Origin of the sequence: Micromonospora sp. AMSO1212t (assembly GCF_008868145.1) — a bacterium.
GTDB lineage: Bacteria > Actinomycetota > Actinomycetes > Mycobacteriales > Micromonosporaceae > Micromonospora > Micromonospora tulbaghiae.
The window spans coordinates 42,785-65,861 of record NZ_WBKS01000019.1 but is presented as its reverse complement, the minus strand read 5'-3'; the positions used below and the strand labels follow the sequence as shown (position 1 = coordinate 65,861).

Annotated in this window: 21 protein-coding genes; 5 read left to right on the top strand and 16 right to left on the bottom strand. The window is 71.5% G+C overall.

Annotated elements, in window-relative coordinates; all coding sequences use genetic code 11:
- Window positions 1-50: 50 nt before the first annotated feature.
- Window positions 51-1,658, bottom strand: coding sequence for an ABC-F family ATP-binding cassette domain-containing protein (locus tag F8279_RS08295; protein WP_091420381.1), 1,608 nt, complete (start codon window positions 1,656-1,658; stop codon window positions 51-53).
- 247 nt (window positions 1,659-1,905) lie between these two features.
- Between F8279_RS08295 and F8279_RS08290 the strand changes: the two genes are divergently transcribed.
- Complete coding sequence (locus F8279_RS08290; protein ID WP_091421915.1) at window positions 1,906-2,820, top strand: neutral zinc metallopeptidase; 915 nt, start codon at window positions 1,906-1,908, stop codon at window positions 2,818-2,820.
- 70 nt (window positions 2,821-2,890) lie between these two features.
- Here the strand turns inward: F8279_RS08290 and F8279_RS08285 are convergent, their stop codons facing one another.
- Both F8279_RS08285 and F8279_RS08280 read right to left on the bottom strand, forming a co-directional pair.
- Window positions 2,891-4,108 (bottom strand): hypothetical protein, encoded by a 1,218-nt coding sequence (locus F8279_RS08285; RefSeq protein WP_151499571.1) that lies wholly within the window; start codon window positions 4,106-4,108, stop codon window positions 2,891-2,893.
- A gap of 165 nt (window positions 4,109-4,273) precedes the next feature.
- Complete coding sequence (locus tag F8279_RS08280; RefSeq protein ID WP_151499570.1) at window positions 4,274-4,912, bottom strand: acVLRF1 family peptidyl-tRNA hydrolase; 639 nt, start codon at window positions 4,910-4,912, stop codon at window positions 4,274-4,276.
- Window positions 4,913-5,076: 164 nt separating this feature from the next.
- Between F8279_RS08280 and F8279_RS08275 the strand changes: the two genes are divergently transcribed.
- Window positions 5,077-5,469, top strand: a complete 393-nt coding sequence (locus F8279_RS08275) for a hypothetical protein (protein WP_151499569.1) — start codon at window positions 5,077-5,079, stop codon at window positions 5,467-5,469.
- Between the two features lie 115 nt (window positions 5,470-5,584).
- Here F8279_RS08275 and F8279_RS08270 read toward each other — a convergent pair whose 3' ends face one another.
- From F8279_RS08270 to F8279_RS08225, 10 genes are all read right to left on the bottom strand, one after another.
- The gene (locus tag F8279_RS08270; protein ID WP_225853190.1) at window positions 5,585-9,289 is read right to left on the bottom strand and encodes a M12 family metallo-peptidase; all 3,705 of its coding nucleotides are present in this window, start codon (window positions 9,287-9,289) and stop codon (window positions 5,585-5,587) included.
- A 353-nt stretch (window positions 9,290-9,642) separates the two neighbouring features.
- Entirely contained in the window at window positions 9,643-10,269 is a 627-nt protein-coding gene (locus F8279_RS08265; RefSeq protein WP_151499568.1) for a LysE family transporter, read from the bottom strand.
- Window positions 10,270-10,715: 446 nt separating this feature from the next.
- Window positions 10,716-11,150, bottom strand: a complete 435-nt coding sequence (locus tag F8279_RS08260; protein ID WP_192580653.1) for a metal-sulfur cluster assembly factor — start codon at window positions 11,148-11,150, stop codon at window positions 10,716-10,718.
- Window positions 11,147-11,620, bottom strand: coding sequence for a Fe-S cluster assembly sulfur transfer protein SufU (gene sufU, locus F8279_RS08255; protein WP_091420393.1), 474 nt, complete (start codon window positions 11,618-11,620; stop codon window positions 11,147-11,149). The genes F8279_RS08260 and sufU overlap by 4 nt, the downstream gene beginning before the upstream one ends.
- A 42-nt stretch (window positions 11,621-11,662) precedes the next feature.
- Window positions 11,663-12,967 carry a cysteine desulfurase gene (locus F8279_RS08250; protein WP_151499567.1) on the bottom strand — a complete coding sequence of 435 codons (1,305 nt, stop codon included), beginning with the start codon at window positions 12,965-12,967 and terminating at the stop codon, window positions 11,663-11,665.
- 8 nt (window positions 12,968-12,975) lie between these two features.
- Window positions 12,976-13,749 (bottom strand): Fe-S cluster assembly ATPase SufC, encoded by a 774-nt coding sequence (gene sufC, locus F8279_RS08245; RefSeq protein ID WP_073831401.1) that lies wholly within the window; start codon window positions 13,747-13,749, stop codon window positions 12,976-12,978.
- Window positions 13,749-14,093, bottom strand: a complete 345-nt coding sequence (locus tag F8279_RS08240; protein WP_151499566.1) for a non-heme iron oxygenase ferredoxin subunit — start codon at window positions 14,091-14,093, stop codon at window positions 13,749-13,751. The genes sufC and F8279_RS08240 overlap by 1 nt, the downstream gene beginning before the upstream one ends.
- Window positions 14,093-15,235 carry a Fe-S cluster assembly protein SufD gene (gene sufD, locus F8279_RS08235; protein ID WP_151499565.1) on the bottom strand — a complete coding sequence of 381 codons (1,143 nt, stop codon included), beginning with the start codon at window positions 15,233-15,235 and terminating at the stop codon, window positions 14,093-14,095. Before sufD ends, F8279_RS08240 begins: the two co-directional genes overlap by 1 nt.
- A gap of 56 nt (window positions 15,236-15,291) precedes the next feature.
- Window positions 15,292-16,722 carry a Fe-S cluster assembly protein SufB gene (gene sufB / locus F8279_RS08230; protein WP_151499564.1) on the bottom strand — a complete coding sequence of 477 codons (1,431 nt, stop codon included), beginning with the start codon at window positions 16,720-16,722 and terminating at the stop codon, window positions 15,292-15,294.
- Window positions 16,719-17,495 carry a metalloregulator ArsR/SmtB family transcription factor gene (locus tag F8279_RS08225; protein ID WP_151499563.1) on the bottom strand — a complete coding sequence of 259 codons (777 nt, stop codon included), beginning with the start codon at window positions 17,493-17,495 and terminating at the stop codon, window positions 16,719-16,721. The genes sufB and F8279_RS08225 overlap by 4 nt, the downstream gene beginning before the upstream one ends.
- A 98-nt stretch (window positions 17,496-17,593) precedes the next feature.
- Between F8279_RS08225 and F8279_RS08220 the strand changes: the two genes are divergently transcribed.
- Window positions 17,594-18,556, top strand: coding sequence for a heme A synthase (locus F8279_RS08220; protein ID WP_192580652.1), 963 nt, complete (start codon window positions 17,594-17,596; stop codon window positions 18,554-18,556).
- 73 nt (window positions 18,557-18,629) lie between these two features.
- Entirely contained in the window at window positions 18,630-20,297 is a 1,668-nt protein-coding gene (locus tag F8279_RS08215; RefSeq protein ID WP_151499561.1) for a right-handed parallel beta-helix repeat-containing protein, read from the top strand.
- 13 nt (window positions 20,298-20,310) lie between these two features.
- Here F8279_RS08215 and F8279_RS08210 read toward each other — a convergent pair whose 3' ends face one another.
- Window positions 20,311-21,027, bottom strand: coding sequence for a CPBP family intramembrane glutamic endopeptidase (locus F8279_RS08210; protein ID WP_151499560.1), 717 nt, complete (start codon window positions 21,025-21,027; stop codon window positions 20,311-20,313).
- 62 nt (window positions 21,028-21,089) lie between these two features.
- Between F8279_RS08210 and F8279_RS08205 the strand changes: the two genes are divergently transcribed.
- Window positions 21,090-21,683 (top strand): TetR/AcrR family transcriptional regulator, encoded by a 594-nt coding sequence (locus F8279_RS08205; protein WP_151499559.1) that lies wholly within the window; start codon window positions 21,090-21,092, stop codon window positions 21,681-21,683.
- A gap of 33 nt (window positions 21,684-21,716) precedes the next feature.
- On the opposite strand, the gene F8279_RS08200 is transcribed toward F8279_RS08205, so the two are convergent.
- Both F8279_RS08200 and F8279_RS08195 read right to left on the bottom strand, forming a co-directional pair.
- The gene (locus tag F8279_RS08200; RefSeq protein ID WP_151499558.1) at window positions 21,717-22,634 is read right to left on the bottom strand and encodes a RimK family alpha-L-glutamate ligase; all 918 of its coding nucleotides are present in this window, start codon (window positions 22,632-22,634) and stop codon (window positions 21,717-21,719) included.
- Window positions 22,635-22,644: 10 nt separating this feature from the next.
- The gene (locus F8279_RS08195; RefSeq protein WP_013287454.1) at window positions 22,645-22,977 is read right to left on the bottom strand and encodes a hypothetical protein; all 333 of its coding nucleotides are present in this window, start codon (window positions 22,975-22,977) and stop codon (window positions 22,645-22,647) included.
- Window positions 22,978-23,077: the final 100 nt, after the last annotated feature.

Here is a 23,077-nt window from a genome sequence, read left to right as displayed (position 1 = left end):
AGTGCCGCCAACTTCATGATCGACGGGGACAAGGGGGGCGGGGCGGGGGGTCAGGCCAGCTCTACCAGTTCCAGCAGGTCGTCGGACCAGGCGTCCTCGTCACCGTCGGGCAGCAGGATGGCGCGGTCCGGCTTGAGCGCGGAGACCGCGCCCGGGTCGTGCGTGACCAGCACGATCGCGCCCGGGTAGCGGGCGATCGCGTCCAGCACCTGCTCGCGGCTGACCGGGTCGAGGTTGTTCGTCGGCTCGTCCAGCAGCAGCACGTTGGCGCCGGAACACACCAGCGTGGCCAGCGCCAGCCGGGTCTTCTCGCCGCCGGAGAGCACACCGGCCGGCTTGTCCACGTCCTCGCCGGAGAACAGGAACGCGCCGAGGATCTTGCGCAGGTCGGTGTCGGTCTGGTCGGACGCGGCGCTGCGCATGTGCTCCAGGATCGTCCGGTCCACGTCGAGCGTCTCGTGCTCCTGGGCGTAGTAGCCCAGCCGCAGCCCGTGCCCGGGGTGCACCTCGCCGGTGTCCGGCTCCAGCAGCCCGCCGAGCATCCGCAGCAGCGTGGTCTTGCCGGCGCCGTTGAGGCCGAGGATGGCCACCCGGGAACCCCGGTCCACCGCCACGCTGACGTCGGTGAAGATCTCCAGCGACCCGTACGACTTGGACAGGCCGGTCGCGGTCAGCGGCGTCTTGCCGCACGGCGCGGGGTTCGGGAACCGTACCTTCGCGACCCTGTCCGCGACGCGGACCTCGTCGAGGCCGGAGAGCAGGCGCTCGGCGCGCCGGGCCATGTTCTGGGCGGCGACGGTCTTGGTGGCCTTGGCCCGCATCTTGTCCGCCTGCGCCATCAGCGCGCCGGCCTTCTTCTCGGCGTTGGCCCGCTCCCGGCGGCGGCGCCGCTCGTCGGTCTCCCGCGCCTCCAGGTACGCCTTCCACCCCAGGTTGTACGTGTCGACCACGGACCGGGTGGCGTCCAGGAACCAGACCTTGTTGACCACGGCCTCCAGCAGCGAGGCGTCGTGGGAGATCACGATCAGGCCGCCCTTGTGGTTGGCGAGGAAGCCGCGCAGCCAGGTGATCGAGTCGGCGTCGAGGTGGTTCGTGGGCTCGTCGAGCAGCAGGATGCCGCCGCCGTTCTCGCCGGCGTCGCGGAACAGGATCCGGGCCAGCTCGATGCGGCGGCGCTGACCGCCGGAGAGCGTGCCGATGGTCTGCGCCAGGGCGCGGTCGGGCAGGCCGAGGTTGGCGCAGATCCGGGCCGCCTCGGCCTCGGCCGCGTAGCCGCCGAGCGAGGCGAACTGGTCCTCCAGCGCGCCGTAGCGGCGGACCAGCCGCTCGTCGTCGGCGCCCTCGGCGAGCTTGTCCTCCAACTCCTTCATCTGCGCCATGAGCACGTCCAGGCCGCGGGCGGAGAGCACCCGGTCCCGGCCGGTGACGTCCAGGTCACCGGTGCGCGGGTCCTGCGGCAGGTAGCCGATGGCGCTGCGCCGGTCGATCTGGCCGCCGTACGGCTGACCCTCCCCGGCGAGCACCTTGAGTGTGGTGGTCTTGCCGGCGCCGTTACGGCCGACCAGGCCGATCCGGTCCCCCGGCTGCACCCGCAGGGTGGTGTCGGACAGCAGGATCCGGGAACCGGCACGCAGTTCCAGGCCGGTGGCAGTGATCATCTCGGAGTACTCGCTCTCGGGTCCGGAAAGGCTGATTCAGGGCACGCGAAAGCGCCGGCGGGTGGTGATTTCCCGTCGGCGCGGGGCCGTTCAGCCTTCGCAGCGCAGCACGGGAACAAGTGTACCGGGCTCCGCCGACCCCTTCCGCCGGATTACCGTGCAAGATCATCGGGTACGGAAACCGCCGTCCGGACCCGGTCCGGTACCGCAACCACCACATACGGACACATCGGTGATCGGGGTCAACATGGAGCTGAACGAGAACGCGCGGGTCGACACCAGCCAGGTGGACGACCGGCGAGGGTCCGGCGGAGGCGGCGGGATGGGCATTCCGATCCCGATCGGCGGCGGCCGCGGCGGGATCGTGGGCATCATCATCGCCGTGCTCGTCGCCCTGGTGGGCGGCGGGTTCGGCCTCAACGCCGCCACCAACGGCGGCGGTTCCGAGCAGGGCGACAACACGTCGCTGGAGCAGAAGTGCTCGGCGGAGGACGGGCTGAAGCAGCTCGACTGCCGCAACGCGCTCTACGTCAACTCGATCCAGGCGTACTGGCGTACCGCCATGCCGGAGGCGTTCGGCGAGCAGTACCGACCGTCGAAGACGGTGTTCTTCAGCCAGAACGTGAGCACCGCCTGCGGCGCGGCCGACTCGGGCGTGGGCCCGTTCTACTGCCCGGCCGACGACCTGGTCTACATCGACCTCAGCTTCTACAAGCTGCTCGCCGACCAGCTCGGCGCCGAGGGCGAGTTCGCCCAGCCGTACGTGCTGGCCCACGAGTACGGCCACCACGTGCAGGACCTGCTCGGCACCGAGGCGCAGATGCGCCGTCAGCAGCAGCGCGACCCGCAGAGCGCCAACGCGCTCTCGGTCAAGCTGGAGCTCCAGGCCGACTGCTACGCCGGGGCCTGGGCGAAGAACGCCACCGGCACGGCCGACGACAAGGGCCAGAAGATCTTCAAGAGCATCACCGAGCAGGACATCTCGCAGGCCATCGACACCGCCGAGAAGATCGGCGACGACGCGATCCAGCAGCGGTCCGGCCGGCCGGTGAACCCGGACGAGTTCACCCACGGCAGCTCGGAGCAGCGCAAGCAGTGGTTCACCAAGGGCTTCACCACCGGCGACCCGAAGTCCTGCGACACCTTCGGTTCGGGGGCCTGAGCCGCTCCGCGCATCGGCCCGCACCGCTGACCTCGTCAGCGATGCGGGCCGATGTCGTTCGTCAGGCCGGTCAGGCCGGCAGGGTCACCTGACCCGGGGTGGACCGGTTGGCTGTCGTCCCGTCGCCCAGCTGACCACCGCTGTTGTCACCCCAGCACCACAGGCCGCCGTCGGTACGGATCCCGCAGCCGTGGTCGGTGACCGCGAGGCCGCCGGTCCAGGTGGTGGCGGTGCCGGCCTGAGCGGGCGCGGACCGGTGGGTGGTGCTGCCGTCGCCCACCTGCCCGGCCGAGTTCTTCCCCCAGCACCACAGGCTGCCGTCGGTACGCGACGCGCAGGACGTGTCGCTGCTCGCGGCGATCCGGCTCCAGGTGGTGACGGCGCCGATCTGCACCGGCGCGGTCCGGTACGTGCCGCTCACGCCGAGCTGCCCGTATCCGTTCTCGCCCCAGCACCACAGCGTGCCGGACCGGACCCCGCAGGTGTGCGCGTATCCGGCCGCGACGCCCGTCCACCCGGTCGCGGTACCGACCTGCGCGGGCGCCGTCTGGGGAGCCAGGTTGCCCAGTCCGAGCTGGCCGTCCGAGCTGGACCCCCAGCACCAGAGCGTGCCGCCGGTCCGGATACCGCAGGTGTGCCCGTAGCCGGTCGAGACGCTCACCCAGTCGGTGGCCGTGCCGACCTGCAGCGGGGTGTTCGCGACGTACGGCGAGACGCCGACGCCCAGCTGGGTGGTCCGGTTGAATCCCCAGCACCAGAGCGTGCCGTCGGTGCGTATCGCGCAGGTGTGCTGAGGGCCGGCGTCGACCCGGGCCCAGGTGGTCGCGGTGCCGACCTGCACCGGGGTGCTGCGGCTGGTGGTGGTCCCGTCGCCGAGCTGACCCCGGAAGTTCGAGCCCCAGCACCACAGCGTCCCGTCCGTGCGGACCGCGCAGGTGTGCCCGGAGCCGGCGTCGACGTTCGTCCAGGTGGCGGTGCCGACCTGCGCCGGGGCGCTGCGGTTCGTGGTGGTCCCGTCGCCGAGCTGACCGCCGTAGTTCGAGCCCCAGCACCACAGTCCCCCGTCGGTGCTGATCGCGCAGGTGTGCGCGCCGCCCGCGGTGACGCTGGCGAGGGTGGGCGCGGCGAGCGCGGCGCGCTCGACCGGGCCGGGGGCCGCGTTCGCCGTGCCGGCCGTCAGTGTCGCGGTGAGCACGAAGGTTCCGGCGCTCATTGCCGCCGCTACGACGAGGAGTCTCGTCGCACGGCGCCACCGGGCTCGCAGGCGACCGTCCTGATATCCGCTCATGAAGTTGTTCTCTCCCAACGATGTCGGCGCGTGATGGCGGAGGCGAAGCGGGCCCTGCGGGTCGCCCGGAGACCCGCCGCTTCGTGAAACCGACCTTATGCATCGAGTCGATTCGATGCATCATCGAGGAGCGGGATTGAGCCGTCTTGAGGTGATCTTTCCTGTTCAGCGGACCAGGATGTGGACCGCCCGGGCGGCGGCGACGGCGGCCACCAGCACCGCGTGCCGGGGCTCCGGCACGTCGAGCAGGCGCGGCGCGCGCAGCGCCGCGAGCGGGGCCAGCCGCCGGTCGGCCAGCACCGTGTCCACCGCGCGCCGGTCGCCGCCGCACACCAGCGCCGCCAGCGTGCCCGCCTCCGGCAACAGCAGGCGTACGGCCAGCTCGGCCGCGTCACCCAGCGCGGCCTTCGCCTGGTTGTCGCGCCGCCGCGCGAACCGCTGCTGGGACCAGCCGCCCGCCGCGGTACGCCCCTGCACGTACCGGGTGTCCACCTTGGAGACCACCAGGCCGGTGCCGTCGGCGACGCCGACCGCGACCGCGCCCTTGCGGGCCAGGAGCAGACCGAGCCGGCGGGCCGCGCCGGCGGCGGCGACGAATCCGGGTACGTCGGCCGACGCGGTCACGCCGGGCGGGGTGTGCAGCTCGGCGGTGGCGCCGTCCGGGGCGGTGAGCAGCAGTCCGTACTCGTGGACGGTCGTGGTCGGCGGGCCGTGCCGGCCGGTGAAGCCCTCGACCCAGCGGGTCACGCGGCCGGGGTCGACCTCGACCCACCGGCCGCCCCCGGCGGCGGGTCGGCTGCTCATGCCACAGACCCTACCCAGCGGCACGAACGGCCCGGCGGGTCCCTCATGCGCCGTCTTCGGAATACGGGATCAGTCATACGCTCGCAAAATGGAGGTACTTGACTGGTCAAATGTCCACTGATAATGTCGCTTGTCAATCAGCAATTATCTCGGAAGGGTGCCCCGTGCTGCTGAAATCCGTGACGCTCGCCGCAACACTGGCAGGCTTGCTCGCCACTGCCGCTCCCGCCTCGGCTTCGCCGGAAAGCTCCGACGAGGCATGGCCACCCGGCAACTGCCAGCCCGGAACGTTCTGCGTCTGGCCCAACTGGGCCTTCCCCGCGCCCGCCCCCGTCGAGACGCCATCCCTGGTGACCAGCGCTGAGTGGTCCGGCAGCGTCCCGGCGCTGACCTACTACAACTACACTTCCCGAAACGTCGACATGGAATTCGTCTACACCTGGCCCGACGGGTCGACGACCACACGCACCACCTGTGTGCCCCGGGGCGGAAACATCTTCTACGTGCCGATGGCCGTTACGAAACTGAATTGGCACCAGGGCGCCTGTCCGGCCTGAGTCGAACCCGACCCGTTCGCGAAGAAACATTCGGCGGCGATTCCGAAAAAGCGGTGGAGAAAACGAGACGCGGGAGGACACCTGTCTCGGTGCCCTCCCGCGTCGACCGCGTGGATCAGTGAACGGTGAGGTTGCCACCCTTCAGCTTGACCTCGGCGGTCGCGCCGCCCGTCCAGTCGGACGACAGGAGCAGGGAGCCGCCCCGCCACAGGGTCACCCCGACGGTGTCGTTCCTGCCGGGGGCGCCCCGGTCGGTCACCGTCACGGCCAGGGTCAGGCCGGAGGCCACCAGCTTGCCCTTGTTGTCGTACAGGGCGGCCTGGTAGCGCACCTGGGCGACCTTGCCCGCCGAGGTGATGCCGAGCGCGTCGACGGTGCCTGCCTTGATCGTGTACGACTTCCCGCCGGAGCGGAACTCGACCTCGGCCTTGCCCGTGGCGGGCTTGTTCGCCTTGCCCGGCTTCGCGTTCAGCTCCACCTCGACGGTGGAGTTCACGTCGGCCGGGTAGGTCCCCGCCGAGCGGGTGGCGGTGAACTCGCCGCCGCCGGTGAGGAACCCGCCGTCGGAGACGGCGACAGTCACCTGGGTGGTGGTGCTGCCCGTGTAGTTGCCGCCCACGGTCGCGGTGACCGTGTGCGTGCCCGTCGGCAGGGTGGCCGTGCACGCCGCGGACGCGGTGGTGGTGGCCGTGCCGAGCAGGTCGAGCACACCGGTGCAGAGCGTCACGCCACCCTTGGTGAAGGTGACGGTGGCGGTACGGACGTCACCGGCTGTGGTGTCCGTCGCCCCGGGCAGCACCGAGCTGTCCCGGACCACGGCGCGCAGCAGAGCCTGGCCGGACGCGCCGCCGGTCGCGGTGTTGACGAGCGTGTCACCGGCCCAGCTGACGGCCGCGTCCTCGGCGGCGACGGTGACTGTGAACGACGTGCTGCCGGTCAGCCCGGAGCCGTCGGACACGGTCACGGTGACCGGGTAGTCACCCGGGGCCGCCGTGGTGGTGCCGGCGACCGTCCAGGTGCGCGACCCGGGCCGGGCGTCCGTCGCCGAGGTGCTCTCGACGGCCAGGGACAGGCCGGCGGGCAGCCCGGTGGCCGCAGCGGTCAGGTCCGCGCCGGCGGTGTCGCCGTCGGTCGCGGTGACCGTCACGGCCGGCGAGAGCGCGTCGCTGTACTGCACCCGTACGCCGCCGTCCGGGGCGGTGGTGGTGACGACCGGGGCGGACCGGATGGTGAAGTCGGCGTCGTTGACGTCGAAGAAGACGTTGCCGACCGCCTCGATCTTGATCCGGGCCTTCTCGGTCGCCACGTTCGGCAGCGTCACCGTCGCGGTGCCGGTGTTCGCGGTCTGCTCGGCCAGCACGTACGGGAAGGTCTGCCCGCCGTCGGCGGACAGCGAGATCTTCACCTGGGCGGCGTTCACCGGCGCCACGTCGGTGCCGGCGACGTCCCACGTCACGGTCTGGGTCGAGCCGCCGTCCAGGACGGCCGCGGTGTCCTGCGAGGTCACCAGGAACGGACCGGCGTCCGGCGCCAGCACCACGGCGACGTCGGCGCTGCCGATGCCGCCGCCACCCAGCCGCCCGTCCCGGGCGGTGAGCTTGAAGTGCAGCGTCCGGTCACCGGCCATGCCGACCCAGTCGCGGGTGGGCAGGAACTCCGAGTAGCAGTCGACCAGCTCGGCGGGCACGTTCGAGGCGCCACCGGTGGCCGGCGGCGCAGGCGGGGCCGGGCAGGTGCCGGTGGCGGCGTTGGTGTTGCCCGCCAGGATCTGCGCCATGTCCGGGAAGACCCGGGTCGAGTCGGTGGTGACCGAGTTCAGACCCGGCGAGTGGTACTTCAGCGTGTCGGTCGGCGACACGATCGCCGCCTCGCCGAACACCCGGAACAGCGGACCGTTGACCTTCGTGTTGTTCGTCAGCGCGGTGCCGGTCGTGGCGCCCCTGTCGTTCTGCTCCCACAGGTACGTGACCGTGTCGCCGTCGGCGTCGGTGGCGCTGCCGGTCAGCGCGAACGGCGTACGCACCGGAATGGTGACGGCCTCCGGGACGGTGACCACCGGGGCGTGGTTGGTGGTCTCCTCGACCAGCCAGCCGCCGTTGTCGATGGCGCCGCCCTTGGCCGTCTCGCCGACGAAACCGGAGGCGCCGGAGACGCCGGTAAGCTCCAGCGACGCCACGTTGGTGGTGGCCAGCGTGCCGCCGAAGGTCACCTGGAAGCCGTTGTCGTTGAGCGTGCCGCTGCCGCCGAAGGCGGCCACGGTGACCGTCGCGCCGGCCGGCCAGCCGGCGATGCCCTCGATGGCGGCCTTGATACCGGCGGTGGTGTAGTTGACGCCCCGCACGATCGGCGCCGAGTCGTTGCCCGCGTAGCTGATGGTGAACGAGTCACCGTCGGCGTCGAACCCGTACAGCGAGACGTTCTGCACCTCGTTGATCGCCGGACGGTTCGAGGTGACGTAGTTGGTGATCTCGGTGTAGCTGCGGTGCGACCAGTACGGGTCGCTGTGCGGCTGGAGGTTGTCCTGCTGGCAGATGCCCGCGTACGCCATGATCGACGAACCGCTGCCCGGCTCGTACGAGTTGGCCGCGCTGCGGTTGCCGCCCGAGCAGTTGTACTGGGTGCCGTTGAAGGTGTGGTTGCCGGCGAACTGGTGACCCATCTCGTGCGAGACGTAGTCGACCGCGTAGAAGTCGCCGACCGGCGTCGGCAGGCCGGTGCAGCCCTGCGCCTTGCCGTTGCCGCCGATCACGCCGAGGCTCGCCACGCCGCCGCCGTTGACGCCCAGGCCGACGTGGCCCACGTCGTAGTTGCTCGCGCCGACCAGCTGGCCGAGCACGATCCGGTTACGGCTGAGCGTGCCGCTGCCGCAGGAGGTGAGCTGCGCCGGCGTGAAGCACGCCGCCGCGCCGCACGGGCCGTTCGGCTCGGTGGCCAGGGCCGGCGTGTTCAGGTTGGTCTTGTCGGTGTCGTTGATCAGCACGAGCCGGATCGCGGTCTCGTCCTCGTAGATCTGGGTGACCCGGTTCATCAGCGTCACCTTGGCGGCGGTGACGTTCTCCGCGCCGAAGTAGGTGGCGTACGACGGGTCGGTCACCAGCGCCACCCGGTAGGTGCGCAGCTTCACCAGCGGCCCGGCCGGGACCTCCGCCTCGGCGATCTCCTCGGCCAGGGCGTGCGCCTCCTGCGTGACGTCCTCACGCTCGACGAACTCACCCTCGGGGTGCTCCAGGTCACGGGCGAAGTAGCTCGCGTAGAGGCTCTGGTCGCGCTGGTAGTACGGGTCGATGTACCAGTTGCCCTCGGCCGAACGGACCGAGGCGTGGAACCCGAGCGGGGTGAGGTCCGCGCGGATGGTCGCGGTCGGGTCGTCCAGGCCCTTGCCGGCGTACGTGGTGATCTCCGGATGCCTGGCGGCCAGGCCGGCCTCCATGACCGGCGAGTCGACCAGCTCGAAGCGCTGGAACGTGCCGTCCGGAGCGGGCAGCGACACCACCTGCTTCGGTACGCGGGCCACCGCCACGCGCTTCTCGGCCGGCGCGTTGTCCAACAGGCCCTTCATGGTGCCGCGGTCCAGCTTGTACGCGGCCAGCCGCTTGGCCTTGACGGCGGCCTTGCGGCCCGCCTTGGTGGTCGCCGGCTTGCCGTCCACCTTCTGCCACGGTCCGTGGACAGCGGGTGCGGCGGAGACGGGCGCGGGCGCCGCGAGAACGGGAAGCGTCGCCGCGGCCAGCGCGGCGACGAGGAGGGCAGCGGTCCGTCCGCGCCGCGGCAGGCCGGCGGGTTGCCGGTCGCGCGGCGGACGCCCCAGGGTGATCCTCAAGTCTTCTCCCTGTGCGGTCGGGTGTGGACCGACGCACGACCGGCGGAGATGACCGGACGTACGTGAACGGTCCACGGATTGTTCCGTGACCCTAGGACCACTCGCGACTCCGGACATCAACCGGAAAGGTGATGCGGTTCTACCTGGACGGTGATCTACTCCGTCCCGGCCTGCGGGATCCGCGCTTCGCAAGGGCGCGCCGACCGGCCTGACGGCCGAGGGCACCTGTGGTCGCACGCGGGACCGGAATGGATCTTTCCGCCGACCGGAGCTGCCGTTTCGGCCGATCCCCCGGTAACGGATCATGAACGGCCCGGCAATCGGGCTGACACAAACGTGGCCACCCTCTTCGGTCAGACACCGAGCACTGTGGCGACCGCGAGGGCCGCGATGATGACGCTGGACAGCAGCGCGGTGACCCGCCGCCCACGGGGACCGGTGAGGGCCCGGCCGATCAGCGTGCCACCCCCCGCGATCAGCAACTGCCAGCTGGCCGAGGCGACGAACACCCCGACGGTGAAGGCGGCAGCGCCCGACGGGCCGGAGCCGAGCACGTCACCCCGGCCGAGGACGAGCGCCACGAAGTAGACCACAGTGGCCGGGTTGAGCAGGGTCAGGGCGAGAACCGCGGCGAACGCCCGCACCGGCGTGTCCAGGCCGCCCCGCGCGCTCGGCTGTTGCGTCGTGGGTGGTGGGCGCAGCGCGCGCCAGGCGGTGAGGCCGGCGAGGGCCAGCAGCACCCCCGCGGCGAGCAGCCGCAGCGGACCCGCGAACGGCGCGAGCCCGCTCGCCACCGCGGCGCCACCGAGCGCCGCCACTGCCGCGTAGAGACCGTCGGCGGTGGCTACGCCGAGCGCCGCCGCCGACCCGACCCGGAACGAGGTACGCGCGCTGAGCCCGAGGATGAGGATCGCGATCGCGCCGACCGGGATGGCGACGCCGTAGCCGGCGACCAGGCCGGCGAGGAACGCCCCGGTCACGACGACGGGTGGTGGGGCGAGGCGGCCGGCGGCAGGGTGCGCTGTCGGCGTGCGGCCATGGCCGCACGGACAGAAACCTGCTTCGGGTACGCCTCGATCACGCCCTCATCCTGCACTTGCGGCCCTGGAGACAGTCGGAATGTCCGGTCCGCCCGGGCAGGATGTGCAAGATCGCGGGGAGGGGTGTGCGGGTGGTCAGAACGGTGCAGCCCTGTCAGGTCCGGCTCCGGTCGGGGTGGAGATCTTGGCGAGTGGGCGCGGGCTCTCGGCAACTGGGACGCGGTCCTGAAGGTGGGACGGCGGGCCTGGCGAGACGGCGGAACGAAGTAGTGCCGAGGGATTCAGAAACGGAGACGGGCCGGGAGGCGAGGGCGGGAGCGGGAAAGCAGTGCGGGCGCGGCACCCCTTGGTAGGGGTGCCGCGCCCGCAGCGTGACCGGCGAACGGTCAGACGTTGAAGCCGAGCGAGCGGAGCTGATCGCGCCCCTCGTCGGTGATCTTGTCGGGGCCCCACGGCGGCAGCCACACCCAGTTGATCCGGATGTCGTTGACGAGGCCACCGCCGGGACCGGTGGTCAGCGCCTGCCGGGCCTGGTCCTCGATCACGTCGGTCAGCGGGCAGGCCGCCGAGGTCAGCGTCATGTCCAGGGTGGCGACGTTCTCGTCGTCGACGTGGACGCCGTACACCAGGCCCAGGTCGACCACGTTGATGCCCAGCTCCGGGTCGACGACGTCCTTCATCGCCTCCTCGATGTCACCGATCGCGGCCTTGCCGCCGGCCGGCGCCGCACCCGCGGCCGCACCGTCAGCAACAGCCCCGTTGACGGCCGTGCCGTCCGTTGCCACCGCGCCGGCCTCGGGGGTCATGTTCTCGTCGCTCATGCCTTCACCTCCGGGCTCACGCCCACCCCGGCGCGTGCCGCGGCGTCCTTGAACGCCATCCACGACAACAGCGCGCACTTGACCCGGGCCGGAAAGCGCGCGACACCCGCGAACGCCACCCCGTCTCCGAGCACGTCTTCGTCCGGCGTGACCTGGCCCCGTCCGGACATCAACTCCACGAACGCCTCGTGCACCACAGCGGCGTCGCTCGCGGCCCTGCCGCGCAGCAGCTCGTGCAGGATGCTCGCCGACGCCTGGCTGATCGAGCAGCCCATCCCGTCGTACGAGATGTCGGTGAACACGCTGCCGTCGGTCGCCACCCGTACGGTGATCTCGTCGCCGCAGGTCGGGTTGACGTGGTGCGCCTCGCCGACCCGGGCGGCCGGGTCCGCCGCGTCCCGCAGGCCGCGGCCGTGCGGGTGCTTGTAGTGGTCCAGGATGATCTCCTGATAAAGAGAATCAAGTTGCATCAGGCTGAGCTCCTGTCGACTCGCGGACTCCTGCGTCGCCGCTCACTCGAACACCTTCCGCACCTGCTCCAGACCCGCCACCAGGGCGTCGATCTCCGCGGTGGTGTTGTACAGGTAGAACGACGCCCGCGTCGTGGCCGGCACCCCGAACCGGGTGCACACCGGCCGGGCGCAGTGGTGGCCCACCCGCACCTGCACGCCGAGCGAGTCCAGCACCTGCCCGACGTCGTGCGGGTGCACGTCACCGAGCGCGAAGGAAATCGTCCCGCCCCGGCCGACCGGCACCGTCGGACCGAAGATCCGCAGGCCGGGCACTGTGGCGAGGGCATCCAGCGCGTACGCCGTCAGCTCCTTCTCGTGCCACTGGATGGCCGGCATGCCGATCGCGGTGAGGTAGTCCACCGCCGCGCCGAGCGCCACCGCCTCGGCGATCGGCGGGGTGCCCGCCTCGAACCGGGCCGGCGGCGCGGCGAACGTCGAGCCCGCCATCGTGACCGTCTCGATCATCGAGCCGCCACCCATCACCGGGGGCATCGCGGCGAGCAGCTCGCCCCGGCCCCAGAGCACACCGATGCCGGTCGGCCCGCACATCTTGTGCCCGGTGAAGACGATGAAGTCGGCGTCGTAGTCGACCACGTCCATGGGCAGGTGCGGCACCGACTGCGAGCAGTCGAGCAGCAGCAGCGCGCCGACCTCGCGCACCCGCGCGGTGATCCGCGAGGTGGCGTTGACGGTGCCGAGGATGTTCGACATGTGCACCAGCGAGACGATCTTCGTCCGCTCGGTGACCAGGTCGTCCAGGCCGGACTCGTCGAGCCGGCCCTGGTCGGTGACCGGGAACCAGCGCAGGGTCGCGCCGGTACGCTCCGCCAGCAGCTGCCACGGGACGATGTTCGAGTGGTGCTCCATCTCGGAGATCACGATCTCGTCACCGGGGCCCAGCCGGAACCGCGGGTCGCCGTCCGGGCGCAGCGAGGCGTTGGAGAACGCGTACGCCACGAGGTTGATCGCCTCGGTGGAGTTCTTGGTGAACACCACCTCGTCCACGCTCGGCGCGTTGATGAACGCGGCGATCTTCGCCCGCGCGCCCTCGTACGCCTCGGTCGCCTCGGTGCCCAGCGTGTGCACCGAGCGCGACACGTTGGCGTTGTGCATCGCGTAGTGCTCGGTGAGCACGTCGAGCACCTGCCGCGGCTTGTGCGAGGTGTTGGCGCTGTCCAGGTAGACCAGCGGGTGGCCGTTGACCTCCCGGTCGAGGATCGGGAAGTCGGCCCGCACCTTCGCCACGTCGAACCGGGGCACGTCGTCGTACTGCGGCATGCCCGCCGGGATGGCCATCGAGGTCATGTCGAGTCTCAGGCCCGCGCCGCGCCGGCTCCGGCGACGTACCGCTCGTAGCCCTCTTCCTCGAGCTTGTCGGCCAGTTCGCGGCCGCCCTGCTCGACGATCCGGCCGGCCACGAAGACGTGCACGAAGTCGGGCTTGATGTAGCGCAGGATGCGGGTGTAGTGGGTGATCAGCAGCAGACCGGTGTCACCGGTGTCGCGCACCCGGTTCACGCCCTCGCTGACCACGCGCAGCGCGTCCACGTCCAGGCCGGAGTCGGTCTCGTCGAGGATCGCGATCTTCGGCTTGATCAGCTCCAGCTGCACGATCTCGTGCCGCTTCTTCTCGCCGCCGGAGAAGCCCTCGTTGACGTTGCGCTGGGCGAACGCCGGGTCCATCTGGAGCTTCTCCATGGCGCCGCGCAGCTCGCCGGCCCAGGTGCGCAGCTTCGGCGCCTCGCCGTCGATGGCGGTCTTGGCGGTACGCAGGAAGTTGGCCACCGACACGCCGGGGACCTCGACCGGGTACTGCATGGCCAGGAAGAGGCCGGCGCGGGCGCGCTCGTCGACGGACATGGACAGCACGTCCTCGCCGTCGAGGGTCACCTCGCCGCCGGTGATCTCGTACTTCGGGTGACCGGCGATCGAGTAGGCCAGCGTGGACTTGCCGGAGCCGTTCGGGCCCATGATGGCGTGCGTCTCGCCGGAGCGCACGGTCAGGTCGACCCCGTGCAGGATCGGCTTGAGCTCACCCTCGGGCAGCTTGACCGACACCTTCAGGTCGCGGATCTCCAGGGTGCTCATCAGCGGGTCACTCCATTGCTCGGCAGCGGACGGCCGTCGCCGTCCACGGAAAGGTAGATGTCGCCGTCACGGACTTCGACGGAATAGACGGGTACGGGTTCGGTGGCGGGCAGCCCGGTGGGCGCACCGGTACGCAGGTCGAAACGGGATCCGTGCAGCCAGCATTCCAGCGTGCAGCCCTCGACCTCGCCCTCGGACAGCGCCACGGCCGCGTGCGAGCACTCGTCGTGCACCGCGTAGAACACGTCGTCCTCGCCGTGCACGATCGCGACCTGCACGCCGTCCACGTCGGCGCTGATCGCGGTGCCCTTCGGCACGTCCTCGGTGGAGCAGATCTTGAGCATCAGGCGCCTGCCTTCGCCAGCCGGGCCTCGATGGCGTCGCCCAGGCGTTCGCGCAGGTCCTCGACCGGGATCTTGTTGATCAGCTCGGCGAAGAAGCCGCGCACCACCAGGCGCCGCGCCTCGGCCTCCGGGATGCCCCGGGCCATCAGGTAGAACAGCTGCTCGTCGTCGAACCGGCCGGTCGCGCTGGCGTGCCCGGCGCCGGCGATCTCGCCGGTCTCGATCTCCAGGTTGGGCACGGAGTCGGCCCGGGCGCCGTCGGTGAGCAGCAGGTTCCGGTTGATCTCGTACGTGTCGGTGCCCGTCGCCTCGGCGCGGATCAGCACGTCGCCGACCCAGACCGTGTGCGCGTCGTCGCCCTGCAGCGCGCCCCGGTAGCCGACGTTGCTGCGGCAGTCCGGCACGGTGTGGTCGACCAGCTGCCGGTGCTCCAGGTGCTGGCCGGAGTCGGCGAAGTAGACGCCGTACAGCTCGGCCTCGCCGCCGCGCTGGGTGTACTCCACCGACGTGTACTGCCGGACCAGGTCGCCGCCGAGGCTGACCTGCACGTGCACGATCCGGGCGTCGCGCCCCAGCCGCACCTTGAGGTGCTGCGCCTGCACCGCGTCGTCGGCCCAGTCGGCGACCGTGACCAGCGTCAGCTTCGCGCCGTCGCCCACCGACACCTCGACGTTGTCGGCCAGCGTGGCCGAGCCGACGTGCTCGATCACCACGGTCGCCTCGGCGAACCGCTCCACGTCGACGAACGTGTGGCCGAACGCGAGCGTGTCGGCGTTCTCGCCGACCACACGCAGGCGCACCGGCCGGTCCACCACCGCGTCGCGGGCGACCCGCACCAGCAGCGCGCCGTCGGCCCCGCCGTACGCGAGCGCGCTGACCCGGTCGAACGGGGTGAGCACACTGCCCACCCGGGGGTCGTCCCGGCCGATCCGGTCGACGGTGACGCCCTCGGGCAGGTCACCGTACTCGTGCCGGACGGCGCCGGTCGCGCCCTGCGCCGACGAGGCCAGGCCGCGCAGGCGCTTGAGCGGGGTGAAGCGCCACTCCTCCTCCAGGCCGGTCAGGGCCGGGAAGTCGGCGACGTCGTACGAGCGGAGCGCCTGCGACTTGGTCGTGGGCGGTGCGGAAGCCTGGGTAGTCATCTCTTCCTTGGTCTGTTCTACGACGAGGTGTCAGGTGAGGCGGAGGGCGGGCGGCGTCAGCCGACCGCGCCCTCCATCTGGAGCTCGATCAGGCGGTTGAGCTCCAGCGCGTACTCCATCGGGAGCTCCTTGGCGATCGGCTCGATGAAGCCGCGCACGATCATCGCCATCGCCTCGTCCTCGCTCAGGCCCCGGCTCATCAGGTAGAAGAGCTGGTCGTCGCTGACCTTGGAGACGGTCGCCTCGTGCCCCATCGACACGTCGTCCTCGCGGATGTCGACGTACGGGTAGGTGTCGGAGCGGGAGATCGTGTCGACCAGGAGCGCGTCGCACTTGACGGTGCTCTTGCTGCTGGTCGAGCCCTCCAGCACCTGCACCAGACCGCGGTACGAGGTGCGGCCGCCGCCCCGGGCGATCGACTTCGACACGATGGTCGAGGAGGTGTGCGGCGCGGCGTGCACCATCTTGGCGCCGGCGTCCTGGTGCTGGCCCTCGCCGGCCATGGCCACCGAGAGCACCTCGCCCTTGGCGTGCTCGCCGGTCATGTAGACCGCCGGGTACTTCATGGTGACCTTGGAGCCGATGTTGCCGTCGACCCACTCCATGGTCGCGCCCTCGTGGCACACGGCGCGCTTGGTGACCAGGTTGTAGACGTTGTTCGACCAGTTCTGGATGGTCGTGTACCGGCACCGGGCGTTCTTCTTGACGATGATCTCCACGACGGCGCTGTGCAGCGAGTCGGACGAGTAGATCGGCGCGGTGCAGCCCTCGACGTAGTGCACGTACGCGCCCTCGTCGACGATGATCAGCGTCCGCTCGAACTGGCCCATGTTCTCCGTGTTGATCCGGAAGTAGGCCTGCAGCGGGATGTCCACGTGCACGCCCTTCGGCACGTAGATGAACGAGCCGCCGGACCAGACGGAGGTGTTCAGCGCGGCGAACTTGTTGTCGCCGACCGGGATGACGGTGCCGAAGTACTCCTTGAACAGGTCCTCGTGCTCCTTGAGCGCGGTGTCGGTGTCCAGGAAGAGGACGCCCTGCTCCTCCAGGTCCTCACGGATCTGGTGGTAGACCACCTCGGACTCGTACTGCGCCGCGACACCGGCGACCAGGCGCTGCTTCTCCGCCTCCGGGATGCCGAGCTTGTCGTAGGTGTTCTTGATGTCCTCGGGCAGCTCCTCCCAGGAGGTGGCCTGCTTCTCCGTGGACCGGACGAAGTACTTGATGTTGTCGAAGTCGATCCCGGTGAGGTCGGCGCCCCAGTTCGGCATCGGCTTACGGCCGAACAGCCGCAGGCCCTTGAGCCGCAGGTCGAGCATCCAGGCCGGCTCGTTCTTCTTCGCCGAGATGTCCCGTACCACCGCCTCGCTGAGGCCGCGCTGGGCGGAGGCCCCGGCGACGTCGGGGTCGGCCCAGCCGTACTCGTAACGACCGAGGGCGGCGAGCTGCTCCTCCTGGGTCAGGGGCTGAACGATCTGCTCGGTCATCTATCTGTCCTCACAGTGGTGACGGTGGAACCGGACTGGGCGGGAATGTGCGTGGTGCACACGCCGTCGCCGTGCGCGATGGTGGCCAGGCGCTGTACGTGAGTGCCGACCAGACGGGAGATCACTTCGGTCTCGGCCTCGCACAGCTGAGGGAACTCGGCGGCCACGTGCGCCACCGGGCAGTGGTGCTGGCAGAGCTGGCCGCCGGAGGCGATCGTGGACGCGTTGGCAGCGTAACCCTCGGCGGTCAGCGCGCCGGCGAGTGCCTCCGCCCGCGCGAGCGGGGCGTCGCCGGCGTCTTCCATGGCCGCCCGGCAGCGGGTCTCCAGCGCGGAGACCTGCTCGGCCGCGAACGCCGCGACCGCCTCGGTGCCGCCGGTGCGGGCGATCCACCGCAGCGCGGCGGTGGCCATGTTGTCGTAGTGGTGGGTGCCGCAGCGGCCCCGGCCCGCCTCGGTGAGCGCGAAGACCTTCGCCGGCCGGCCGCGCCCGCGGCTGCCACGGACGGTCTGCTCACGGGCGACCACGTCACCGTCGGCGAGCATCGCGTCGAGGTGCCGGCGGATCGCGGCCGGGCTCAGGCCGAGCGCCGTGCCGAGCTGCGCGGCGGTGGTGGGACCACGCTCCAGCAGCAGCTGGGTGACCCGGTCGCGGGTCGAGAGGTCGGCCGGAGCGGTCTCCCGCTCGCCGGGCCGTACGCCGCGACGTGCGCGCGAACCACCGGCGACCGGACCGGTCACCGGCGTTCGGGAGAGCGCCGCCGCGTTTTTCACAACGGCAACGTTACGTAATTCGCCGAGGGCCCGCAAACCCGGGGTCCGGTGATTCCGACCACCGGGGTGCCGGAGTCACCCGATCGGGATCAACTACGGTGCGTAGGATTCGCTCCGTGAAGCGATCCGTCCGGTTTCCGGTCTCCGCCACGCTGCTGCGCCGCCTCGCGCTCGCCTCGATCATCGCGAACGTCGCGATCGTGGTCACCGGCGGGGCCGTCCGGCTCACCGCCTCGGGCCTCGGCTGCCCCACCTGGCCCCGGTGCACCGAGGACTCCTACACCACCACACCCGAGATGGGCGTGTACGGGGTGATCGAGTTCGGCAACCGGCTGCTCACCTTCGCGGTCGGGATCATCGCGCTCGCCGTGGTGCTGGCCGTGCTGGCGCACCGTCCGCGCCGCCGCGGGACGCTGCCGCTGGCCGTGGGCGTGCTGTTCGGCATCCCGGCCCAGGCGGTCATCGGCGGCATCACCGTGCTCACCAACCTCAACCCATGGGTGGTCGGGCTGCACTTCCTCGCCTCGATGGCGGTGATCGCGGTCGCGTACGCGCTCTGGCGGCGCGTCAAGGAGCCGGACGGGCCGGTGTCCCCGACCGTGCCGGCACCGCTGCGTACGCTCGCCTGGATCACCACCGCGGTGAGCGCGTCGGTGCTGGTGGTCGGCACGTGGGTGACCGGCAGCGGACCGCACGCCGGCGACCACGGCGCGGCCCGCAACGGCCTGGATCCGGCGGCGATCTCGCAGGTGCACGCCGACGGCGTCTTCCTGCTGATCGGCCTGTCGGTGGCGCTGTACTTCGCGTTCCGGGCGGTCGGCGCGGCACGGGCGGCGCGGGCCGCGGCGGTGCTGATCGCGGTCGAGCTGGGCCAGGGCGTGATCGGCTTCGTCCAGTACTTCACCCACCTGCCCGCCGTGCTGGTCGGCGCGCACATGCTCGGCTCCTGCCTGGTGCTGCTGGCCACGCTGGGCGTGCTCTGGGCGACCCGGGAGCGACTGCCGGCCACCCCGGCGGCGCCGGCCGCGCCCGCCAGCGAACGGGTGGGCGCCGCCGCCTGAGCGGGGCGTTACCCCGCGGCGGGAGCGGGAAAGCGGCACGGGCCACCGACCGTCCGCCCGAGGGGAGCTCCCCGTGTCGCGCAAGAGCCTCTCCACCACCACCCCGCAACGGCTGACCCCGGTCGCCGGCGCGCCGCTGTGGTGCGATGCCCGCGAGTACGGCCTCACCGGCGACGGGGTCACCAACGACCAGCCCGCCCTGGCGGCGCTGGTGGACCGCCTCGGCGCCGGGTACGACGCCGACGGCCGGGCCCGGGTGATCTACTGCCCGCCCGGCCTCTACTCGATCCGCGACGCCGGGACCGTCTGGCGCAGCGGCGTCTCGCTGCTCGGCGCCGGGCCGGCCGCGACCCGCTTCCTGCTCAGCAACGAGGGCAACCGCAGCGCACCGGTCCCGCTCGCCTACTGGACCACCGTGCAGCACGGCGCGGACCGGGACCGGCACATCGCCGACTGCTCGTTCGCCGACTTCGAGATCGACGGCTCCGGCGTGGCCCAGACCGCCTACGACTACCTGGCCAAAGGGCTGGGCCTGCAGTACGTGGTACGCGGAGTCTTCCGCAACCTCTACATCCACCACACCGGCGCGACCGGCCTGGGCTGCGACTTCCTCCAGGACAGCCTGATCGACGGGGTGGTCACGGTCGGGTGCGGCCGGCTGGACAACGGCGACCAGATGGGCGGCGCGGGGATCGGCGTCGGCATCGGCGGCTGGGGCGACGTAGAGCGCCTCACCATCGCCAACTGCACCACCATCGGCAACGGCACCAACGGCATCTTCCTGGAGCTGCAGAAGGACTACTGGACCCCGCCCCGCGGCATCCGGATCATCGGCTGCCACAGCCAGGCCAACCGGTTCGGCATCTCCGACTGGGGCGCGGACGGGCTGATCGTCTCCGGCTGCACCATGACCAACAACCTGGAGGCCGGGTTCGACGTGTCGGGCAACGGCACCGCCGGCGTGGCCGGGCGCGGCGGCCTGGTCACCGGCTGCGTGATCGACTACAACGTCGGCGACGGCATCAGCATGGGCAACACCCCCGGCCCGTACGCGGTCCAGGCCAACCGGATCAGCCGCAACGGCGGTTTCGGCTACCACGAGCACGACCTGGGCCACGGCTACCAGGGCGCAGCGGCCGACGTGGTGATCCAGGACAACGACATCCGGGAGAACGCGCTGGACGGCATCCGGATCGATCGGCCGATGCTCGACACGTCGATCGTCGGGAACCGGATCCGGGACAACGGCCGCCGCTCCGCCCCGGCCGAATCCGGCTCCGGCGAGGCGGTGCGGTACGGCCCGCGCGAGGTCACCGACGGCAACGCCGACTGGCCGGCCGGCGGGCACCGGGGCAAGGTGGTGCGGGTCGGCTCCCGCGACGCCGTGGTGTCCGACAACAGCGCCGACCGGCTCTCCCTGGCCGAGGTGCGCCCGGACGGCTCCACCGGGTGGAGCGCGGCCACGCCGGGGCCCGGCACGGCGTACGAGCTGCCGGACGCACCGCCGGCGTGCGGCGGCATCACGATCGCCGCGCCGTTCGACTCGGCCACCGTGCGCGGCAACCGGATCTGGCACCGGGACGCCGACACCCAGGCGTACGGCATCTGGGTCACCGAGGCGGGCAGTTGCGTCTCCTGCGCGTTCGAGGACAACGACCTGGCCGGCACCGAGGCCGCGCTGCGGCTGGACACGCCGCCGATCGGTGGCCGCTGGGCGCGCAACCACAGCGACCGCGACTGAGTACGCCGCCGCGTCAGGCGGCCGCCTCGGCGGCGAACGCCAGGACGACGAGCGTTCCGTTGCTGACGGCGTGGGCGAGGATCGGCACCCAGAGGTTGCGGTGGCGGTGCAGGAGCCAGGCGAACAGCAGCCCGGCGAAGAGCGCGCTGACGGTGTTGAAGACGCGGGGCAGGTGCACGACGGCGAAGAAGGCCGCCGACAGCACGACCGCGGCCACCGCCGGCAGCCGCGCGGCGAGCCCTTGGTAGAAGACGCCCCGGTAGAGGATCTCCTCGTAGAGCGGGGAGACGACGGCGCCGAAGGCGAACGCGAAGGCGAACTGCGCGAGCAGGCTTCCGTCGGGGTAGCCGCCCTCACCGCCGCCACCGGCGACGAGCGCGGCGGGCAGGGCCACCACCAGGACGAGGGTGAGCGCGGCCTTGGCCAGCCCCCATCCCACAGCGGCGCCCATCTGCCGGCGTGCGGGACGGACGAGCCGCAGCGGCCCGGCGATCGCGCCGAAGCGGTGCCGCACCACCGCGAGCCCCACGGCGAGCTGGGTGCAGTTGATCAGAGCCCACGCGACGGTGGACGCCGTCATCTCCGACATGCCCAGCCGCGCCGGTCCCCGGGCCAGGAAGTCCGCCACCGCCGAGTTGGCCAGCCCGACGCCGACGGCGAGCACGAGCGCCATGTCGAGGTAGCTGAACCGGCGGGTGTCGCGCGCGGGGTCAGTACGGAGTGCGGTCATGCCCGGCAACGTTAGGCGGCCGACCTATATCGGTCAAATGACCGACCATCTATGATCACCTCGTGCCCAAGGTTGTGGACCACGAGGAACGGCGGCGTCATCTCGGCGAGGCGGCCTGCGTCGTACTGGCGCGCGCCGGTTCGGCCGGGATGACGGTGCGGGCCGTCGCCGCCGAGGCGGGCATGCCGCTGGCGACCGCGCAGCACTACCTGCCGACCCGGGAACTGATGGTCCGGGCAGCAATGGACCACCTGGCCGGACGCGTGGTGGCACGGGCACGGACGATCCCCGCCGACCCGGTCACGCCCGAGGTGATCCGGCAGGCGGTGCGGCAACTCGTCCCGCTGGACGCCGAGCGCGCCTTCGAGGCGCGGGTCTGGCTGGTCCTCACCGCCGAGGCGCTGGTGGACGAGCAGGTGGCGGCGATCCTGGCCGAGAACGAGGCGCAGATGCGGGCCAACGTCGAGCGCCTGCTCACGCTCGGCCGGGCCGGTGGCGGCATCGCCCCCGACCTGGACGCGCGGGCCGAGGCCGCCGCACTGACGACACTGCTGGACGGCATCACGGTACGGGTCCTGACCACCGGCCTGAGCCCGGCCGACGCGCGCGCGGAGATCGACGCGCACCTGGCCCGCCTGGCGCCGGCACACACCTGACCCGGTCCGGTCCACGACGGCCGGCGGCCCGGCTCAGCGGCGGCGGGCCAGGTGGGCGAGCACCGCGTCGGCGAGGCGATCCGGCGCGCCGTCGGCGTGCCCCACGAACAGGCTCGGCTCGGTCAGCTCCAGCTCGACCAGCACGGGCTCGCCGTCCGGGCCGGGGATCAGGTCGACGCGGGCGTAGAGCAGGCGGTCCGGGCCGCCGGGCACCACCGCGAGCACCTTCTCGGCCATGGCCCGCTGCTCCGCCGTGGCGGCGCGGGCGTCGATCCGCTCCTCCTTGTAGAGGGCGGCCTCGCCCAGGTCCGGCCCGGTCAGCATCGGGCCCTTGCGGATGGCGTGGCTGAACGTCAGGCCGCCGGGGCCGGCCAGGAACAGCAGCGCGGTCTCCCCGGCGGTGTCCACCGCGCCGAGGTACGGCTGGACCATGGTGACCCGCCCGGCGCCGGAGAGCCGCCGTACGTGGGCCACCGCCAGCTCGCGGTGCTCCGGGTCGGTCAGGTCGTAGCGGCCGGTGTCCTGGCTACCAGCGCTGACCGCCGGCTTGATCACGTACTCGCCGCCGGCCGGTGGGGTCCACGCCTGCCCCGGCTCGACCCACTCCGTCGGGACGGTGGGCACTCCGGCGGCGGCCAGCTCGGACAGGTAGCGCTTGTCGGTGTTCCAGGCGACCACGTCGGCCGGGTTGACCAGGGCCGGCACGGTACGCGCCCAGGCCACGAACTCGTCCCGCCGCAGCGCGTAGTCCCACGGGGAGCGGAGCACGACCAGGTCGTACCCGGGCCAGTCCACCGAGGGGTCGTCCCAGACCGCGATCTCGGCGGTGACGTCGCGGTCGGCGAGCGGGCCGAGTGCGAGCCGGTCGTCCGGGTCGAGGTCGGGCAGCTCGGCGCAGGTGACGAAAGCGACCCGGGGTCTCCCCCGGGTCGACTGGTGGTGGTTGGTCATTCGGTATATGTCAACGGGCCATCGTGCGCCGGGCCATCGACCGCCACAGGTCGTTGCTCGGACGCATCTGGTCCATCAGTTCACGCTCCCAGGCGTTCTCGACGTCGACCCCGGCCTTCGCGCAGGCCTGCCGCGCGACGTCCGTGCCGTCGGCGAACTGGTCTGCCCATACCCCGTCGGAACCCACGAGGACGATCCGTGCGCCGCGCTTGCCGACGTACTCGATGACCGCCTTCGCGCCGCCGTGTCCGGCGGCGAACGACTTGATGCCCGCGACCAGGCCGTTGGGGGCCTGCTCGGCGGTCTTGTCAGCCGTCAGCGTCGTATCGGAACCATCTGCCATGACGCGAAGCCTAAGCAGAGTTCCACCCGGATGTGCGAGAACCATGAACTGAATGTGATGCCAATTACCCATCGGTTTAAGACGAACCACAGGTAATTTG

Excerpts from the sequence above, each read along its gene's own strand:
- F8279_RS08250 (WP_151499567.1), bottom strand. The coding sequence starts at position 12,967 with ATGACCTCGATGGCCATCCCGGCGGGCATGCCGCAGTACGACGACGTG.
- F8279_RS08295 (WP_091420381.1), bottom strand. The coding sequence starts at position 1,658 with ATGATCACTGCCACCGGCCTGGAACTGCGTGCCGGTTCCCGGATCCTG.
- F8279_RS08210 (WP_151499560.1), bottom strand. The coding sequence starts at position 21,027 with ATGACCGCACTCCGTACTGACCCCGCGCGCGACACCCGCCGGTTCAGC.
- F8279_RS08240 (WP_151499566.1), bottom strand. The coding sequence starts at position 14,093 with ATGCTCAAGATCTGCTCCACCGAGGACGTGCCGAAGGGCACCGCGATC.
- F8279_RS08285 (WP_151499571.1), bottom strand. The coding sequence starts at position 4,108 with ATGAGCGGATATCAGGACGGTCGCCTGCGAGCCCGGTGGCGCCGTGCG.
- sufB (WP_151499564.1), bottom strand. The coding sequence starts at position 16,722 with ATGACCGAGCAGATCGTTCAGCCCCTGACCCAGGAGGAGCAGCTCGCC.
- F8279_RS08260 (WP_192580653.1), bottom strand. The coding sequence starts at position 11,150 with ATGAGCGACGAGAACATGACCCCCGAGGCCGGCGCGGTGGCAACGGAC.
- F8279_RS08280 (WP_151499570.1), bottom strand. The coding sequence starts at position 4,912 with ATGAGCAGCCGACCCGCCGCCGGGGGCGGCCGGTGGGTCGAGGTCGAC.
- F8279_RS08290 (WP_091421915.1), top strand. The coding sequence starts at position 1,906 with ATGGAGCTGAACGAGAACGCGCGGGTCGACACCAGCCAGGTGGACGAC.
- sufC (WP_073831401.1), bottom strand. The coding sequence starts at position 13,749 with ATGAGCACCCTGGAGATCCGCGACCTGAAGGTGTCGGTCAAGCTGCCC.
- F8279_RS08195 (WP_013287454.1), bottom strand. The coding sequence starts at position 22,977 with ATGGCAGATGGTTCCGATACGACGCTGACGGCTGACAAGACCGCCGAG.
- F8279_RS08200 (WP_151499558.1), bottom strand. The coding sequence starts at position 22,634 with ATGACCAACCACCACCAGTCGACCCGGGGGAGACCCCGGGTCGCTTTC.
- sufD (WP_151499565.1), bottom strand. The coding sequence starts at position 15,235 with ATGACTACCCAGGCTTCCGCACCGCCCACGACCAAGTCGCAGGCGCTC.
- sufU (WP_091420393.1), bottom strand. The coding sequence starts at position 11,620 with ATGCAACTTGATTCTCTTTATCAGGAGATCATCCTGGACCACTACAAG.